14 protein-coding genes are annotated in these 15,506 nt (G+C 41.2%); 12 read left to right on the forward strand and 2 right to left on the reverse strand.

What is annotated here, in order from left to right:
• The first annotated feature begins 51 nt into the window (after positions 1–51).
• The 8 genes from BLT29_RS13240 (at position 52) to BLT29_RS01815 (ending at position 8,301) form a co-directional block, all read left to right on the forward strand.
• Positions 52–213: a hypothetical protein gene (locus BLT29_RS13240; protein ID WP_176763747.1), complete on the forward strand. Its 162-nt coding sequence runs from the start codon at positions 52–54 to the stop codon at positions 211–213.
• A gap of 228 nt (positions 214–441) precedes the next feature.
• Positions 442–2,388 (forward strand): hypothetical protein, encoded by a 1,947-nt coding sequence (locus BLT29_RS01785; protein ID WP_090774610.1) that lies wholly within the window; start codon positions 442–444, stop codon positions 2,386–2,388.
• A 50-nt stretch (positions 2,389–2,438) separates the two neighbouring features.
• Positions 2,439–3,149, forward strand: coding sequence for a hypothetical protein (locus tag BLT29_RS01790; RefSeq protein ID WP_090774611.1), 711 nt, complete (start codon positions 2,439–2,441; stop codon positions 3,147–3,149).
• Between the two features lie 34 nt (positions 3,150–3,183).
• The gene (locus BLT29_RS01795) at positions 3,184–3,687 is read left to right on the forward strand and encodes a stage II sporulation protein M (protein WP_176763748.1); all 504 of its coding nucleotides are present in this window, start codon (positions 3,184–3,186) and stop codon (positions 3,685–3,687) included.
• A gap of 20 nt (positions 3,688–3,707) precedes the next feature.
• Positions 3,708–4,433: an ABC transporter ATP-binding protein gene (locus BLT29_RS01800; RefSeq protein ID WP_090774613.1), complete on the forward strand. Its 726-nt coding sequence runs from the start codon at positions 3,708–3,710 to the stop codon at positions 4,431–4,433.
• Between the two features lie 36 nt (positions 4,434–4,469).
• On the forward strand, positions 4,470–5,576 hold the full coding sequence (locus BLT29_RS01805; RefSeq protein WP_176763749.1) for an efflux RND transporter periplasmic adaptor subunit: 1,107 nt from the start codon (positions 4,470–4,472) through the stop codon (positions 5,574–5,576).
• Positions 5,577–5,593: 17 nt separating this feature from the next.
• Entirely contained in the window at positions 5,594–6,784 is a 1,191-nt protein-coding gene (locus BLT29_RS01810; protein WP_090774615.1) for an ABC transporter permease, read from the forward strand.
• Between the two features lie 350 nt (positions 6,785–7,134).
• Positions 7,135–8,301, forward strand: coding sequence for an AimR family lysis-lysogeny pheromone receptor (locus BLT29_RS01815; protein ID WP_090774616.1), 1,167 nt, complete (start codon positions 7,135–7,137; stop codon positions 8,299–8,301).
• 504 nt (positions 8,302–8,805) lie between these two features.
• On the opposite strand, the gene BLT29_RS01820 is transcribed toward BLT29_RS01815, so the two are convergent.
• Entirely contained in the window at positions 8,806–10,578 is a 1,773-nt protein-coding gene (locus BLT29_RS01820) for a M3 family metallopeptidase (RefSeq protein WP_176763750.1), read from the reverse strand.
• Positions 10,579–10,804: 226 nt separating this feature from the next.
• On the opposite strand from BLT29_RS01820, the gene BLT29_RS13535 reads away from it, so the two are divergent.
• Positions 10,805–10,909: a putative holin-like toxin gene (locus BLT29_RS13535; protein WP_245700992.1), complete on the forward strand. Its 105-nt coding sequence runs from the start codon at positions 10,805–10,807 to the stop codon at positions 10,907–10,909.
• Between the two features lie 271 nt (positions 10,910–11,180).
• On the opposite strand, the gene BLT29_RS01825 is transcribed toward BLT29_RS13535, so the two are convergent.
• Entirely contained in the window at positions 11,181–11,465 is a 285-nt protein-coding gene (locus tag BLT29_RS01825; RefSeq protein WP_281241392.1) for a DUF3817 domain-containing protein, read from the reverse strand.
• 155 nt (positions 11,466–11,620) lie between these two features.
• On the opposite strand from BLT29_RS01825, the gene BLT29_RS01830 reads away from it, so the two are divergent.
• The 3 genes from BLT29_RS01830 to BLT29_RS01845 all read left to right on the forward strand — a co-directional run bounded on the left by BLT29_RS01830 (position 11,621) and on the right by BLT29_RS01845 (position 15,451).
• Positions 11,621–12,823 carry a class I SAM-dependent rRNA methyltransferase gene (locus tag BLT29_RS01830; protein WP_090774619.1) on the forward strand — a complete coding sequence of 401 codons (1,203 nt, stop codon included), beginning with the start codon at positions 11,621–11,623 and terminating at the stop codon, positions 12,821–12,823.
• Between the two features lie 12 nt (positions 12,824–12,835).
• Positions 12,836–15,016 carry a DNA topoisomerase III gene (locus BLT29_RS01835; RefSeq protein ID WP_090774620.1) on the forward strand — a complete coding sequence of 727 codons (2,181 nt, stop codon included), beginning with the start codon at positions 12,836–12,838 and terminating at the stop codon, positions 15,014–15,016.
• A 207-nt stretch (positions 15,017–15,223) separates the two neighbouring features.
• Entirely contained in the window at positions 15,224–15,451 is a 228-nt protein-coding gene (locus BLT29_RS01845; protein ID WP_090774622.1) for a hypothetical protein, read from the forward strand.
• Positions 15,452–15,506: the final 55 nt, after the last annotated feature.

Consider the following 15,506-nt stretch of genomic DNA (forward strand, 5'->3'; position numbering starts at 1 on the left):
CTGTTATAATTTGTACTAGAGGGAGAAAGCATTCCCGGGAGAGGGTGATAAATGATGATGCAATTAGCTGCTGTTTTAGGTATCAGTAATGGTGCTGCTGGGGCTCTTCTTATAGCTGGTGTAGCTGCAGTTGCCGTAGTTTCTCCAATGGCGGCCGCTCAAGTAGCATGGCGCCTTGCGTCTATGGGCTTTACAGCAACAAGGCTGTGGTAGTCTTTTTAGCTATTAAATAGGAGGACTATCAGCAGCAGTGGTTGAGCCTGCTTGCCGCTGATAGTTCTCTTAATCAGTAATTTTAACACAGCGATTTATGGGCATGCAAGTTTAAGCAAAGCGATCATGATAACCCGTCTTTTTAATGGTTGTTGTGAGGGTTTAAGTAATGGGAAGGTCATTCTGTTATGTTCGTTTTCTAATCTCAATTCCTGAAGAGGTGTTCTTATGTTATTGCATCAACTGAAGACTTGGATGTATTGGAAAGCGAAGGTACGATTGTTGCATTTGTGGTCTAATTTTAAATTGTTTCAAGTAGATAATCCCTACATTATCCCGCTGATTTCAATGATTGGTCCACTGATTGGTATTGTATTGATGTTTGTTTTCGGTTTCGGGGTTGCGTATTTGTATCACATGTTTATATCAGACTCGTCCTATCATTTGTGGCAATTTATTTTTTTATTGGCATTATGGGAGAGTGTGACCAGAGGACTACAAAATGGTCGCTGGATTTCAAGTACAGATGAAGAACGTTGGTTACTTGCGTGCACACCGTTTACAACCATAAAATATTTGTTATTTCTATGGTTTGATGAGGAAGTGTGGCAGAATAAATCGAAGTTCTTATCATCGTTGGCAGGGTTGATGGGCATTTACATTGTATTCCCAGTAAATGTGCTTTATTTGTTCATCGGATTAATAATGTTAAATGCGTTGACAATGGCCATTGCTTTTATGGTTACGCTCATTCAATACTACATCATTCGCAAAAGTGTATTTCTAAAGGGAAGGGGAATTGTTCATAATATACTTCTCCCTCTTGTTTCAGTTGGTATCATTCTGTTGTTAGTTAAGTTGTTTACGCCATGGATGATGACGTTCCCAGTAGGAATTGACGGGCATTTTGTTACCTCATATTTAGGTTGGTTGTCCTCTATCACCATACCCTTAGGGGCATTATTTGAGCAGCTTATAAGTTTTGTGGATCACCCTTGGCTTCCTCATAGCTTGTTTGCGCAGTATTTATTAAATGGGGATAATATGATTTTTGTTTATTTCCCTATATACGTAGGTGTCTTGGTGTTTTTGAGTGTATTACTCTGTGTAATGATTGCGCGTAAAGATCATGTGATTGAAGGAAAAACTTCTCTCTTGGACAAGTGTTTGCTAAATGCGTTTGTGCACATGGATCGTATTATTTTTGCTAAAAAGTCTATTGTCCGTCATGTCCATGTAAAGTATATGCTCGTTTCTTTGTTTCAGAATTACTTAACAAAAAGGCACCTGTTTGTCATTTTTGGAGAAAGACTTTGGGTATACGCTGTTTTGTATGTTGGATTTATATACTATCTCCCTGATCAATGGCGTGCTCATTTTATTTTGCCAGTGGTATTTCTCATTGTTGTGACATATCCTATTTACTTTTTGTGGGGTGTGTATACGAAGTTGAGGATAAGATTGGCTTTTGATAGCGAAGGATCAGCGCTGCAAATGTTGATGGCGTACAATGGTTCGCCACAATATATGTATATGCTCAAGACGAGGGTGCTAAGTTTAGTTGCCTTTCCAGGTTATTTTCTTGTATCTCTCCTTACCCTTATTCTTTTACCAGTCCCATGGTATTTGGTGATCATTGCGATGCTTTTATCAGTGCTGGTTTTTGTCATTGTATCTAGGTTCGTGTTGTTGTCATCTTTTCTCGTTCCTCACTACGAGTTTTTTAATAAACAACAAATTGGCGAGTACCCAGATCAACGCCAAATGATGAGAATGATTCGTTCATTTTCTATGTTGTTGTTATCGCCCGTATTGCCGATGTTAATGTACATCACAGGGGAAATTGACGTTAGTGAGTTTGTTATGACATCTATTTCCTGGATCCTGATTGGCCTAGCATTTATGTATGTGCTTTTATTGAAGGTGTATCGTACACGGACGAAATCTTTTGATGTTGAAGAGATTAGTATTGGACGTGCACGTCATGTGGATGCTTCGTTTTGGAAAAGAAAGGGGCTCCTTATAGCCGTGTCGATAGTCGTACATTTAGCGACAATATTTTTCGGCTTGTCTGGAGAGTTTTTAATTGCGGGGATCGTATATATTGTTCCATCCATCGTGATTAATGTTAGTTTAATTACTTCCTTTCGTAGGAAGTTAGCATCATCGATATGATTAGGGTATGCGTAAAAGCATGTTGATTGAACGTAAAATGGAGGGATCACATGAATACGGAAAAGCAACAAAGTGAAATGAAAGTGGACTTACAGGAGATGAATCCGTTTATTGTAAGTAATAAAAAACCGAATAAATCAATCCTGACAAGAATGGCTGTATATGCTATTGTTATGTGCGTATTAAGTGTCATTGTGAGTATTCGTGTTCCAATTGACCAACTGTTTTCCAACCTTCCATTGACGGATGTAGGTGAAGGAAAAGAGCTTTTTGAACAATTGGATGCTGTGAGTCAGGACGAACGCATGCAAAGGTTTATCACTGTATCGCAGGGATTACTCTCTTTTTTCTCCCCAATATTTGTGATTTTATTGACAGCTGTAGGATTAAAAATTTTTACTTTGATCTTTCGAAAGTTGTTTAAAACGTCTTTCAAGATGCAACAGCTACTTGTGGTGGCAACAGTGTCGTATGCAGTTGTCTTTATTTCTAATGTATTAAGATCATCCTTTTCCATATTCTCAGGAGAGTTTTTGATGTATTCCCTAGGTTCACTGGCTCATTATGTTGAAAGTCTCCAATTAGTCGCTTTTCCTCTGAATGTAGTTGGTAATATTGACTTCTTCATGTTGCTGTTCTGTGGTTTACTGGGTTGGGGGTTACATACGTTCTCTAAAGCGCGACTAAAGAGTGCAGTGATGTCTGTTCTGGCAGTCTATCTCATGGGTATTATTGCATTTTCATTTTTACTTGGTAATTGATGGAGTGATATTCAGGAAAAGAGGGGGTGTAATCTTGATCTATTTTTGGAGAAAGTATGTACTTCTTGCTAGCAGTATTTTTTGTATATTTGTCCTTATTGGAGGGGCATTAGAGTATTTTATCTTTTATGACGCCTCATACCCTGCAGAAGCAATGATTGATGGGGAAACAAAATGGTATGAGGTATTTATGAATAACTTGATCGTCATTCTTTTCATGGTGCTCGGGATTTTCTTGTTCGGGACAATTACCTTCTTACTATTAGCCTTTAATGGGTGGATAGTGGGGATGGCATTGGTTTCATCTTATAGTGAGGGAGCATCTGTTGTTGAAATAGTGGGTGCAATCGTACCGCATGGTATTTTTGAAGTACCAGCAATAATTGCGGCTGCTGCTATAGGTTTTGTTGGTTTCAAATTTTATGATCAAATGAGGAACAAACAGTTGTATAAATACACAGGATTCATGTTGGCGGTTGCGGTACTGTTATTGTTTGCTGCTAGTATTGTAGAAACAATGGTCACTTCTTCATTATAAAAAATGCGAGGTGTGTTGATATGCTTTCGGTCGAGAATGTATTTAAAACGATAGAAGAAAAGTCGATCATCCATGATCTTTGTTTAAATATACAAGCAGGGGACAACGTGGCTTTAATCGGACCAAATGGTGCGGGAAAAACAACAACAATGAAAATGATTATGGGATTACTTAGTATGGACAAAGGTCGCATTACAATGGACGGTTTTTCTGTGAGAAATCAGCGCAAGCAGTATCTGAACTTGGTTGGTTATGTTCCTGATGAGCCGTTCTTTTATGAGGAATTAAAAGGAGAAGAGTTTCTCAGATTCACAGCAGACCTTTGGGGTGAAGAATTATATGTTGATAATGAAAACTTAATTAATGAGACGATTGACTCACTTGATATGAGGCGTTTTCTTGGAGAAAAGATTCACACGTATTCTCTGGGAATGAAAAAGAAATTGTCTCTACTAATTGCATTAATACATCAACCAAAACTTCTTGTAATGGATGAGCCATTCAATGGTTTAGACCCGATGACTGTTTATGCTATAAAGGATTATATGAAACGGTATGTGAATAAGGGAAATGCGGTGCTGATATCGACACATATGTTAGATGCAGCAGAACATTTCTGTACACATGTGGCAATATTGAAAGATGGACATCTGCTCAGTTATCAAAAAACAAAAAATATCAAGAAGCAAGGTTCTGAAACTCTCGAGGCTTACTTCGTTAATCTTGTGAAGGAAAATGAGAAATAAGCTGATATGGTGAGCATCAATGATGAGGTGGCTTCTATGTTTAGCAAGAAAAGAATCATGATTATGTGTGGGCTGTTATTTCTCGTTGTTATTCTAAGTGTGAATATAAAAATGTTGTTGAGTAACACAGAAGTCAATGTTGAGGTAACATCTGTAGAAAACAGAAAAATTGAATCTAAAGTCGTTGTTCCGGGTGTTCTAGAGTATATGAACATACAGAATGTATATTATTCTGCAGAAAAAGGCGAGATCACAGAAATGTTTGTGAGTGAAGGACAAACGATAGATGAGGGAAGCCCGTTATTAACTTATGACATTAGCGATTTAGAGTCAGAAAAACAGAACGCACTTTTATCTATTCGCGCGTTAAATCTCCAAATAGAAAATCTTAATCGACAAGATGATCTATTACATGAAAAAGAGCGAGAGATTGCAAAAGACATTGGAGAACAAGAAGCTGCCAAATCAATTAGGGAAGAACATGAGCAAATAACATTAGAAAAGAAGCTCAAGGAAATGGAGTTAGAAAAGGCAAACTCTGAGCTGGAGAACACGAAAAATAAAATCAATCGTCGCAGCATTAAGAGTGAACTGTCAGGGAAAGTAGTTGCAGTGAATGAACATGTAAACTCTTCAGAGGTGCCGACTGTAACAGTTGCTGCTGATCAAGATTTTGTTATACGCGGTGTAATTTCTGAATTTGATGTCTTGAATGTAGAGGTTGGGCAGACTGTTCGTATTTCAACAGATATTGTAGAAGATCAATCATGGAAGGGATCAGTTCAACGTATATCGCGAATACCAAATAAAAATTCTGAAACTGGGGCAATTGAGTACCCAATAGAAATTACGATGGAGAACCAAGATGATCATTTGATTTCTGGACTTCAAATGAATATGGAGATAGTGACTTCGGGAGAGGAAAAGATACCCTCTATTCATTCAGATGCAATACATCATGAAGAAGGACAGTACTTTGTATATGTTTATAATGAAGAAGGATTTGCGGAAAAGGAAGAAATTGAAGTAGGCATCATAGACGGTCAATATGTAGAAGTTTTAAAGGGGATTACAGAAGACCACTTGATTATAATAAAAAGTGACGAGGAACTGTATGATGGAGCGGAAGTGGTCATACAGTGAATGTTGGAGGGGTATAAATGAATATGTTAGAGAATTTTACCATGGCATTTACATCCCTTCTAGCGCATAAAATGCGGTCGGTATTGACGATGATTGGGATCGTGATAGGAATATCTTCGGTGATTGCGATTATAGCCATTGGTAATGTCGGGGAACAATCCTTGAAAAGTCAATTTGCAGGATCGGAGAATACGATTGAAATTATTTATGAACCAACCGAGGAGGAACTGGCAAGGAATCCAAATATATTGAATGAGCCTGCTTTTCGTTCAGAAGATGTTTCCATGATACAAGATATACCCGAGGTAACAAGTGTACAATTATCAACAACAGATCAGGGACAGATTCGCTTTAAAAATGAAGAAACAAACACACAAATAACATCTATTAATCAAGACTATATAGACGAAAAGGAACTTTCTCTCGTTGAAGGAAGAAAATTCACTCCAGCAGACTTTTTAGGAGCTAGCAGGGTTGTGATGTTATCGAAAAATCTTGCTGATGAACTATTTGAAACAGCAGAGCCATTGGGGCATTTGGTCAGAGTAAATCAGGTGCCCCTTGAAGTAATTGGTGTGTTCAATGAAGATCAATTGATTTTTAATTTGAGTACAGAGAAAGTTTATGTTCCTAATAAGACTTGGGAATCTATTACCGGGAATCATGAAATAGGAGAAATCACCTTGCGTACTGCTAATCTAAATAATCTAGAAGTGGCAGGACAAAAAGCATTGAAATTGTTGAATGATAAATATGACACTGATTCTTACGCGGTGTTTAACATGGATATGATTGTTGAAAGTATAGGAGCAGTCACCACCATCATGACACTTATTATTGCTAGTGTTGCTGGAATATCTTTACTGGTGGGAGGGATCGGTATTATGAATATTATGTTGGTTTCTGTAACCGAGCGGACGAGGGAAATAGGGATAAGAAAATCATTAGGAGCTACAAGGAATCAGATCATGGTACAGTTTCTTGTAGAATCAGCGACGTTATCGGCGGCTGGAGGGATATTAGGAATTGTATTAGGATACAGTGCTGTGTTCATTGTTCTTCTTATTACAGGATGGGAAGCGTCTGTTCCTGTTTTTATTGCGTTAGTAGGTTTATTATTTTCGGTATTTATTGGAGTTTTATTTGGGGTGCTCCCTGCTAGCAGGGCAGCGAAGCTCGATCCTTGTGAGGCGTTGAGGTATGAATAAATGAATTACATAAGTCACAGTGACGTCAAAATAACATACTAACATTAGTAGTACAGACCAAGGCCATGGTTTGTGCTATTAATGTTAGTATGTTTTTGTTATTTAGGATCGAGTGGCTCATACTACTCGTATAATTAAAGTTATTCACAAGATAAAAGTTGTATGTCTGTATTTAAATTGCACACGAACGGATCTACAACAGTCGCTACAATATGATCTATTTAGTCATTGATTTTATAATGAATGTAATAAATTGTCGTACGATAATTTAAAAATAAAGCAGGAAAAGAAACTTTTCGATCGAAATGTTTTGTAAGAGAAATACTGAGAAAGCAAGGGGGGTAAAGTAATTGTCGAAATATTACACCTTGGTGTCTGAAGCGGATGCCGTCCATATGATTATAGTGGAGACAGAAAAGCGGTTGAAGCAATTGGATTTACAGTGGGAAAATAAGGAATGGTCAGGCGCATTAATGCAACAACTGGCTGGCGAGGACTATTTCACATGGAGTTTTGAAAAAGTAGCATATGCTGTTAAAAAGAGAGCCAAATCAAGAACCGCGGAAATGATGAATGAGTATGTTTTATCTCTGAAACACTTACCCCATGTTAAGGACTCGTTTGAGTATGCCGTGCTATTTCAACAAACAGAAGTACTTCAATTACTTCTGGAGAGACATCAAGACAATGAAGATTTGAAAGAATGGATTTCCGTGTATCGTTTATTGCTCCAATGTCTTAGAGGGCAATTAACACATAAAGAGGTCGTCACTGAGGCACGACATCTAGACGTTGGTGTAAAGGAACCAATGTTGAAACTACGTTTGAGGCTGTTAGCTGCCCACTCTTATGAACAGCTATGGCAGTTTGATGAAGCGCTTTTTTTGCTTGAAAACTCTATTAGTAGCTTTCATTGTCTTGAGCCGTGCTATATGAAAAGTGTATTAGCTAGCCGTGCTTTGTTGTCAATAGGTAACAGCTTTTTATATGGGGAAGGAGATATAGAAAGGGCTGCGGTCAATTATCTTGGAATAGTCGAAAATGAATCGACCCCAGATACAATGAAAGCTGATGTTAATCATGGATTAGGTTTAGTCATGATGTGTAAAAAGGATTCTGTTATGTGTGCGCATTATTTTCAAGAAGCGATCTTTTATGCAAAAGAGACAGGTAAACATGCTTACCGAGAGTGTTTGGAGCATGAATATTATCCATTTGCTCGGAATATACTCGGAGAACAATTTGATTTATCTGGTGTCGTACATGAGGAGCAGATACACCAGCATATTGTTCGGGGTGAATACGAGAAAGCAATTCGCATGATTGAGGAATTGGAGCAAGCTAGAAAGAGTAGCATACCTTTGGTGTGGTATAAAGGTATGGCTACAGGTAAAAAGGAGTTTTTGTGGTCTGCCTTGGAACAATTTGAAGCTGGCAATGGTGTATTTTTAGCTTCGCTTATCCGAAGAGAACTTGAAAATCCTTGTACTGATTTAGGGTCGGGAGGGGGAAAATAAATGAGGGTACTGAAGCGTTCTTTCTATGTTTGCATTGCCTTAGTCATTGTTAGTGTCTTTTCCATGGATCAGGTGAGTGAAACAGCAGGCCCGGGAGTGCCAGGTTCCTTTTCACATAGCGAGTCTGCACAAAAGTACTGATTTAGGTTCGGTTTCAGAAGGGGAAAATAGTTGGGTGTAGTGCTGGGTTATTTATCCCTTTTAGGGGGCTTGCTGCGAGGGTGGCAAGCTTTTTTGCCATTGTCTAAGTCAATTGTAAAAATATTTTTAATGAATCTAGAAAACGAGGAAGGGTTTTATTTTCCTTTTTATGTAATAAGTCGCCGTCGCACTCCTTGTGAGTATTAAGAGTATTCATATAAACAAAAGAGCTTCGATATTGGCTTGAGGGAAATGAAGTGCTGAATATAGATGATCTAAAGAGGGGGATAAAAAACGAGGAGCCGGACGGGATGATCCACACGTCCGGCCATTAGAGAGGCGTATAATCCTATCCAATTAGTGTTAAACACAATTTCTATCACCGACCATCCCTTCAGTCAGCGAAATATACAAATCAATGGTGTCACGTAACGGCTGCAATGACTTCTCCCAAAAATCAGCCCCACATAAATCTGCTTGTAAATACGTTTGTGCTAGCTGTTCAATCGTCATCTTGCCTGAGTCTTTTAAAAATGCATCGTACGTTGCAGCGAAGGAAGCGCCTGTCTGCTTAGAACGATTGTACAACTCGCCCGAAAGGAAATAACCAATCGTGTAAGGAATGTTATAAAATGCCTTCCGCGTATCGTAAAGGTGTGGCAATGTGACCCATTCGTGCTGATAAACGTCAGTAATGATTCCTTCATAGACAGGCATTTGCACTTCTGAGAGCAAGTGACATAGCTCTTTTGCTGATAGTATTCCTGTCTGACGCTCGTGATAAAGCTGTTGTTCAAACGCAAATAATTGCGGGATCGTTGTGACATATAAAAAATCGGCTTGAATTTTTGTTTCCAGTAAAGCAAGTGTGTCTTGCGTGTTGTTTGTTTGCGCGAGTACAGCATCAAGCACGAGGTTTTCCATGAAAGTTGAAGCGACTTCAGCTGCGCTTGTTCCTTTCTGTTGTGCAAAAATCGGCTCATCGTGTAGTAAGTGGTTGTGGTAAGCATGGCCAAACTCATGTGCCAGTGTCACAACATCGGTATACGTTCCGCGAAAAGGGAGAAAGATGCGACTCTCTTTCGAACGTGGGAGCGAAGCGCAAAAGCCCCAACCACCTTCATCCGTGCCTGTTTCAATCCATCCAGCTGAGAAAGCGTGTGTGGCAAGTTTTCCGGCCCGTTCATTGAACCGGTGGCATTGTGTGATGATCAGTTCAGCTGCCTGCTCATAAGAAAGACGTGTGTCGCTAGAAAAGTTGGCGATAGATAAGTCGTACCATGCTGGCTCATTTACGCGCGTGAGTGCTATTTTCCTTTTAAAAAATGTTCGTGCCAATGTTTGGTGTTGATCAATGACCCCGCACATGACTTGTAATGCTTGTTCACTGATGCGATTTTGTTGGCATGTTTCTTGTAGTAAACGCCAGCCTCGTTGTTTATAAAGGTTGAGCCGAAAGCCAGCGATGCTGTTAAGTTGATAGGCGAAGGTGTCTGCGTGGGCATCTAATGTTTGCTCAAGTGCTTGTGCAAGTGCTTTTCGTTCTTCCCGTTCACCGATATGTGAAACGTCGTGTAACGTTGTATCAATAGAGCGTACTTTGCCTTCGTGGGAAATTTGACATGCTGCTCGAACGATATCGTAGTAATCTTCCCACCGGTGAAATCCATCTGTCGATAACGCCTGGATCAAATGTTCTTGTTCAGGGGCGAGCAGCGCGTTTGCAACAGTTCGTTGTTCGTCCAAGTAAAAGCGGATAGGCGCAAGAGCTGGTTTATCTAGAAATCGCAGCCATTCTTTTTCTGGAAGGTGTTTTAATGCTTGGGCAAATGTTGCCTGCAGTGACGAACGTTGTTGCATCACACGTGCGTGTTGTGATAAGAGTTGGGCCATCATATCGCTATCTTCATCTTCAAGCACCTCGCTTAGGCAGGCGAGACTATCTTCTATTTCATCTGTGTCACCGATCACTTCTTGAAGGTCATTTAGGATGTTTTGCACGATGGGTTGCCAGTTCGTTGTCGGTAATTGTTGTAGTTGTTCGTGTATGTTTGAGATCGCTTGCGCAATTTCGATCATCCATGAGTGTAAATCAGTTTGCGAATGAATTGTCTGTAAGTTCCAATGCTTTTTCACTGTCATATCCTCCTCGTTGCGTGTGAATGCCAAGAAAAGCCGCACTTCGTAAAAAAGGCGACTTTGTGGAATAGCGTCTATGCGTTTATGTGTTTATGTGTCATTCAGTTATTGTCGAACGAAATATTTTGAAGTTTCGCTTATGGTACGTTATCATAAATAGTGTAGTAGTCTAGGATCTTTAAGGGTGGACAACATACCTCTTATTAGAAGGGGGGTGTTGCGTGTGAGCGTCTTCCAAGCGCTAATGCTAACGATTGCGTCGGGCAGTCTATTAGTAGCGGCTGTTGGTTTAGTCGTGTCAATGATTACTTTGTCACAAAAGAAGTAATCCGCCCTTAAGCTGCAGAGCCTGGCGGATTACTCTCCACTTTGTTGTCCCCTTAAAGGGAGTCCTGCTGCTTATCACCGTGGTGTTGTCGCACCGCGGTGTTTTCATTGTATGCATTACTAGAAACAAGTATACATCTATATGAAGCAAGATGTCAAACATTATGACAAAAAAATGAGAGGATTGTGTAAAGAAAAGTCATAAGTATAAATATACCTATGATCTCACTAGTAATCCCACCAAAAGCCGCCGCTAGAGCGGCTTTGACCTTTTAGCAAGCTGGTGGTTCAGCGTGACTCAACCATTTTTTCTCTAGTATGAACGGTCCAAATGGAAGAATAGAAGCAATGGTCGCTAATAGTGCCGTCTTAAATGTCCATGTTTTATTAAAGAAAAATGTTGCGACAAAGAGCATATATGCCACAAATAAAATCCCATGCGCCATGCCGACAATCGTCACCATATTAGGCATGTCCGCAAAATATTTTAACGGCATCGCGATAAATAGCAATAATAAAAATGAAATCCCCTCAATATAACTAACCCATTTAAACAAGGTGTCTCTCCCCTTTAATCCTTTAATTACTTATCAAGTATAGCAGGTGCAGCTAAAAAGAGGGGACAAGAAAATATGTGTCAGGAAATTGTCAAGATTGCCAGAAAATGTGCGCGCCATCGTCGTATGCTATAATGGGGACGAGGTGAAAGTAGATGGCGCAAGGAGAAACGAGGATACAGCTTGACAAAGACGCAGTGCAACAAGTGCGCACCGGGTATCCATTGTTACATAAAGAATGGTTTGAGGGTGGTAGTGAGCCACCTGTAGAAGGGACGATATTGCATTTACTAGATCAAAAAGGGCAGTTTTTAGCAAAAGGTTATTATGGTTCACAAAATGTCGGCTGTGGCTGGGTGCTGACGTATGACGCTAAACAACCATTTGATCGCACTTTTTTTGCGCAAAAGTTACAACAAGCGTTTGAAAAGCGAGCATCATTGTTTGCATCAGAAGAGACGACAGTCTTTCGTGTTTTCCACGGTGAAGGGGATGGCATTGGTGGATTGACAATAGACTATTATGACGGATTTTATGTTTTGACATGGTATAGCGAAGGCATTCATTCTTTTCGTACGTCGTTGCTTAAAGCGCTTGCCGATGTTACGGCATATAAAGGTGTATACGAGAAAAAGCGGTTTGCGCAAGCAGGGCAGTATGTGACAGATGATGACTTTGTTTGTGGCACGCGTGGTGCGTTCCCGTTGCTTGTGAAAGAGAATGGCATACAATTTGCGGTCTATTTAAATGACGGCCCGATGACGGGCATATTTTTAGACCAACGTGACGTGCGTAAACGGATCCGCGATCATTATGCGGCAGGAAAAACCGTGCTTAATTTGTTTTCTTACACCGGCGCTTTTTCGGTTGCGGCGGCATTGGGCGGGGCAATCGCGACGACAAGTGTCGATGTTGCTAACCGTAGTGTGCCGCGGACGGAGGAACAATTTCGTGTAAACGAATTGCCTTTAGAAGAGGCGCACATGTATGTGATGGATGCTTTCCGCTATTGTGCGTATGCTCGGAAAAAAGGGATGTTGTACGACTTGATTGTGTTGGACCCACCGAGCTTTGCGCGCACGAAAAAGCGGACGTTTCGTGCCACGAAAGATTACTCAGCATTACTAAGTGAAGCGATGATGGTGACAAAAGTGGGTGGTGTCATTATTGCTTCAACGAACGCAAGCAACGTTTCACTCAAGGCGTTTAAACGATTTGTCACCGAGGCGCAAAAAATGAGCGGTGGCCGTTATGAAGTGTTAGAAACATTCGGCTTGCCAAAAGACTTTCCTGTCTCTAAAGCATATCCACAAGGACGGTATTTAAAAGTATTGATCATGAAGAAATTGAGTGCGTAAGGAGTTTTTGAAATGACGAAGAAAAAAGCGGTTCTTGCTGAGAAACCATCGGTGGCACGAGACTTGGCGCGTGTGCTCGGTTGTACGCAAAAAGGACCCGGTTGTTTAGAGGGAAAAGAGTATGTCGTGACGTGGGGACTAGGGCATCTCGTGACCCACGCGGACCCGGAACATTATGGAGAACAGTATGCCACGTGGCAACTCGATCAATTACCGATGCTACCAAAGCAGTTAGATCTTGTTGTGATTAAGCAAACATCGAAACAATTTCAAGCAGTAAAGAAGGTTTTACATCGCTCCGATGTGTCAGAAGTCATTATTGCGACCGATGCAGGACGAGAAGGTGAGTTGGTTGCCCGCTGGATTTTAGCAAAAGCCCGGGTCAATAAACCAACGAAGCGGTTGTGGATCTCGTCGGTGACAGATAAGGCCATTCGGGCAGGGTTTGACAAGCTTCGCGATGGGAAGCAGTACGAGAACTTATACCGGGCGGCGGAAGCGCGTGCGGAAGCTGATTGGTATGTTGGGATTAACGGGACGCGCGCACTCACGACAAAACACAATGCGCAGCTTTCGTGTGGACGTGTGCAAACGCCGACGCTTGCAATGGTTGCAGCTCGGGAAGAGGAAATTCGTGCCTTTGTGCCAAAATCATTTGCACGTGTGCGTGTGCATGCATCGTGCGGCACGCCGTTCACCTATTATGATCAGTCGTCTGGTGATGAGCGCATGTTTGATAAGGCGCAAGTGCAAGCAGTAAAGAAGAAGTTGCAGTCAGAAACGCTCACCGTGCAGCGCGTGCAGGCCAAAAAGAAGCAGTCAGCGCCACCGCCGCTCTATGATTTGACGACGTTACAATGTGATGCAAATGAGCGGTTCGGTTTTTCAGCAAAAGAGACGCTGCAAACGTTGCAGCGGTTATATGAACAACATAAAGCGGTTACGTATCCGCGTACTGATTCACGCTATTTAACAAACGACATGCTTGATACGTTACCGGAAAGATTGCAAGCAATTGATGTCCAACCGTTCCGAAAAACGGTGTCGCAGGCGAAGAAGAGTGGACTGGTCGAGGCGAAAAAACAAATGATTAATGACGCCAAAGTATCGGATCATCATGCACTCATTCCGACTGAACAATCAGTGTCGATTCGTGCATTGAGTGAGAAAGAATATAAAATTTATGACATGATTGTCCGGCGTTTCCTCTTGAATTTCTTCCCGCCAAGTGTAAGTGAGCAAACATCCGTTGAGGCAGTGGCGGCCGGATTGCCTTTACGTATGAAAGGAGAGCGCCTCGTTGCCCCTGGTTGGCGAGCGCATATAGAATCAACTGCTCAAGCGTCAAGCGACTTACCGAAATTGACAGAGGGAGAGACAAAAGTCATTGCCCGCGTAGAACAAACAGAAGGTGAAACAAGTCCTCCTCCTCATTTTCATGAAGGAACGTTGCTTGCAGCAATGGAAAATCCGGCGAAATACCTAGGGAGCGATGATGCGAATTTGAAAAAAACACTTGTCGCTGCCGGGGGCATTGGGACGGTTGCCACACGTGCCGACATCATCGAGAAGCTGTTTGCCAGTTTCCTATTGGAGAAAAAAGGTCGAGCACTCTCCATTACATCAAAAGGGAAACAATTGCTTGAACTGGTTCCGTCTGAGTTAAAATCCCCTGCATTGACGGCAGAGTGGGAGCGGCGGCTTGAGTCCATTGTGCAAGGAAAAGAGCAAAAGGAGACATTCATTGCCGACATGAAAAACTATGCGGCACAAGTCGTGACGCAAGTGAAAGCTGACACAAAAACGTTCCGTCATGACAATAAAACAGGCGAAAAATGTCCAGAATGTGGAAAGTTTTTGTTAGAAGTGAATGGCAAGAAAGGGAAGATGCGTGTTTGCCAAGATCGGACGTGTGGATTTAAGAAAAACATTGCCCGAGTGACGAATGCGCGCTGTCCGAAATGTAAAAAGAAACTTGAGTTGCGTGGTCAAGGCGACGGCCAAGTATTTGCCTGTGTGTGTGGTCACCGTGAGAAAAAAGCGCAGTTTGAGGAGCGCCGTAAAGAGCGAGGGAAAAATGTGTCGAAGCGTGACGTGCATAAGTATATGCAAAAGCAAAACAAAGAAGATTCGTTTGCGAACTCAGCGCTTGCGGAGCAGTTGGCGAAGTTGCAATTAAAGCAGGATGAATAAATGCTAAGATGCGCGTGTGATGCCATGGGTTAATGTGGAATCACACGCGTATTTTTTGCGCAATATGCAATCATTGTGGCGCGTATTGAATGATCATTCGACACGATTCGTTTATATTAGTCGTTTACATAAAGAAAAAAACCGCGTAACATGTAAATTGGAGAGGGAGAAGCGAAAATATTCCGATAGAAATGCGGGGAATTGATCATGAAAAAAAACCAGCTATCTTTTACAGATGCAGATTTTGATTTAGATATTGAGACGAGCAGTCATAACATGGCAAGTGACGGTGAGCTAGATACTTTGACGATTACAAAAACTGTGACGAAATTGAAGACGAAGGCGACGTGTGGATGCACGTCGAAAGCAACATGTACATGTAATTGTACATCAATATGTACATCAATGTGCCCATTCGAAGGCGGTAACAAGTAATCATCTCTTTGCTCTCCCTCTCCCCTCTATTTTACAACTAGCTGATAAACTTAAA

The organism is Shouchella lonarensis (assembly GCF_900096965.1).
In the GTDB taxonomy this organism is placed as follows: Bacteria; Bacillota; Bacilli; order Bacillales; family Bacillaceae_D; genus Shouchella; species Shouchella lonarensis.

Bases quoted from the DNA above. Each gene is read 5' to 3' on its own strand.
- BLT29_RS01845 (WP_090774622.1), top strand. From the start codon at position 15,224: ATGAAAAAAAACCAGCTATCTTTTACAGATGCAGATTTTGATTTAGAT.
- BLT29_RS13240 (WP_176763747.1), top strand. From the start codon at position 52: ATGATGATGCAATTAGCTGCTGTTTTAGGTATCAGTAATGGTGCTGCT.
- BLT29_RS01830 (WP_090774619.1), top strand. From the start codon at position 11,621: ATGGCGCAAGGAGAAACGAGGATACAGCTTGACAAAGACGCAGTGCAA.
- BLT29_RS01835 (WP_090774620.1), top strand. From the start codon at position 12,836: ATGACGAAGAAAAAAGCGGTTCTTGCTGAGAAACCATCGGTGGCACGA.
- BLT29_RS01790 (WP_090774611.1), top strand. From the start codon at position 2,439: ATGAATACGGAAAAGCAACAAAGTGAAATGAAAGTGGACTTACAGGAG.
- BLT29_RS01805 (WP_176763749.1), top strand. From the start codon at position 4,470: ATGTTTAGCAAGAAAAGAATCATGATTATGTGTGGGCTGTTATTTCTC.
- BLT29_RS01800 (WP_090774613.1), top strand. From the start codon at position 3,708: ATGCTTTCGGTCGAGAATGTATTTAAAACGATAGAAGAAAAGTCGATC.
- BLT29_RS01810 (WP_090774615.1), top strand. From the start codon at position 5,594: ATGAATATGTTAGAGAATTTTACCATGGCATTTACATCCCTTCTAGCG.
- BLT29_RS01785 (WP_090774610.1), top strand. From the start codon at position 442: ATGTTATTGCATCAACTGAAGACTTGGATGTATTGGAAAGCGAAGGTA.